The sequence below is a fragment of the uncultured Thiocystis sp. genome, assembly GCF_903866365.1.
In the GTDB taxonomy this organism is placed as follows: domain Bacteria; phylum Pseudomonadota; class Gammaproteobacteria; order Chromatiales; family Chromatiaceae; genus Chromatium.
The window spans coordinates 1-2,027 of sequence record NZ_CAIPNF010000447.1 but is presented as its reverse complement, the minus strand read 5'-3'; the positions used below and the strand labels follow the sequence as shown (position 1 = coordinate 2,027).

The 2,027-nt window shown below is 64.7% G+C and carries 3 protein-coding genes; 2 read left to right on the top strand and 1 reads right to left on the bottom strand.

Going from position 1 to position 2,027, the window contains the following annotated elements:
- Together QZY07_RS24485 and QZY07_RS24480 are read left to right on the top strand one after the other, a co-directional pair.
- Positions 1-501: ProQ/FINO family protein (locus QZY07_RS24485; protein WP_295408581.1), on the top strand; the 501-nt coding region annotated here is incomplete at its 5' end.
- Positions 502-532: 31 nt separating this feature from the next.
- On the top strand, positions 533-1,312 hold the full coding sequence (locus tag QZY07_RS24480; protein ID WP_295408579.1) for an NYN domain-containing protein: 780 nt from the start codon (positions 533-535) through the stop codon (positions 1,310-1,312).
- 114 nt (positions 1,313-1,426) lie between these two features.
- On the opposite strand, the gene QZY07_RS24475 is transcribed toward QZY07_RS24480, so the two are convergent.
- Positions 1,427-2,027 (bottom strand): SOS response-associated peptidase (locus QZY07_RS24475; protein WP_295408577.1); only part of this gene is annotated, 601 nt, incomplete at its 5' end.

The following is a 2,027-nucleotide window of genomic DNA, read 5'->3' as shown; positions in this document are numbered from 1 at the left end:
TTGGGGCAGTATCGGCGGACATTGGTCGCCGGAACGCCGCGCGTTGACCTCCTGGGCCAGCCTGCCGGGGACGTGAGCGAGGAGGATGCCGCCAACGCGCAAGACCGGCTGTCGAGCGCCGCGCCTAAACCAGGCCCGCGCGCCGAACGCCCCCAGCAAACCACGCTCGCGCTTCCCCAAGACGCCCCACTGACCCCGGAGAACATTGTGACCGGTCGCCTCGAACTCACCGTGAAGTTTACCGAACTGCCGAAACCGCTCTCGGTCAAGGCCGGCATGAAGATCGGTATCCAGACGGACACGGCGCTGGTGGTCGCCACGCTGCCGCCAAAGGTCTGGAAGAAGCTGGAGCAGGCCGCGCGCGACTGGCCGTCGTGGATCGCCTCGCTGACCGGCAAGCTCGGTGCCCAGGCGGGTTCGGATGCGGGGGCGGTGGTGGTGCTGGAGCAGGCGGCGGTACAGGTGTTCGAGCGGAAGGCGAAACCCGCGCCCACCGAGTAATCGGCGCACGAGACCGATCAGGATCAAGACGATGGATGCTCGACACTCCCTTCCGTGGCTGACGCCACCAGAACCCGATGCATCGCCCTGTGCCGGCCTGACCTTCGCGCTCTACATCGATGCGGATAACCAGCCTGCCCACCATGCCGCGACGCTACTCGATCTGCTGCAAGAAGGGTTCGGCGGACAGGTCAAACAGATCACGGTCGCCGGAAACGAGAAGGGCAACAAAAATGCCGTCTGGGTCGAGGCACTGCACACACAACATCCCGATCTGGCCATTCAGAGCGTCGTGGTACCTTGTCGGCCCAATGCCGCCGACATCGCGCTTATGCTCGCCCTGGGAGCGGATCTGTCCGAACATCGCCGATGTGGAACGCGGGTCGTGGTGGTCTCGCGCGATGCCTTGTTACTGGATGCCGCCGAGCAGGTGAAGGACAGCGGTATCCACCTCTATGTGGCTTACGCCGATAGCGAAATTCCGACCGCCAAGCGCACGAAACTCACCACGTTCCTGCTGCCAATGGCCGTGGAGACCGCGAAGGCGTTGCCCATCCCGGTGGCGGTTCCCGCCTCCGCGCCCCCTAAGGCACCTGCCCAGACGCCGATTTCCAGCGAGATCGTGAAGGTGATGGCTCAGGTGCGTTCGACCTGCACGCGACAACCCAAGGGCGGTTATAGCAGCAATGAAGTTGGTCAGGCGTTGGCCAAGCTCGGTTACTCCACGCCAGCCGAACGCAAGCAGATACTGGCGCAGTTCCCCAATCTCCAGGTACAGGGCCAGGGACCAGACAGGTGCCTTGTCTTCTAATCTCATCGGTATCCGCCGCCGGCGAGATCCCCGCCAGGAACGCGCCCACCTGCTGTACCAGGTGCATCGTCACCGAATCGCCTGCTCATTCGGGCATCGTCGACATTCGCAAGCTCAGCGCAACTGATCGCGACCGCCGTCATCCCTTTTCGGCTCGCCGCAGGGTTCGATCAGCGCCGGGTCATCCTGAGCCGGCGTATTCACCCGCCGGTCCACCGGATAGGCCATCATCGGCACGGGATCGCAGGGCGTGAGCAGCGCTTGCAACGGCGCGGGGCGGGTCAGCCCCGGATCCAGCCAAAGCCGATAATCCGCCGGCGACAGAATCACCGGCATCCGGTCATGGATGGGTCTCACCACGGCGTTGGCGTCAGTCACGATGATCGTCGTGCTGTCGATGCGCTCGCCGCTCGCGGGATCGGTCCAGGTCTCCCATAGCCCGGCGAACGCGAAAGGCTGGCGATCCCGGCGGGCGATGAAATACGGTTGCTTGCCGGAACCGGTGGCCTGCCATTCGTAGAAGCCATCGGCGGGAATCAGGCAACGGCGCTGGCGGAAGGCCGCTCGAAAGGAGGGCTTCTCGGCCACCGTCTCGGCGCGGGCATTGCTGGTGCGATACCCGATCTTGCGATCCTTCGCCCAAGGCGGGATGAGTCCCCAATGAAGCGTCGTGAAGGTTCGCGTCCCGGCGGAGTCCGCGCGCACGGCCAGAAGC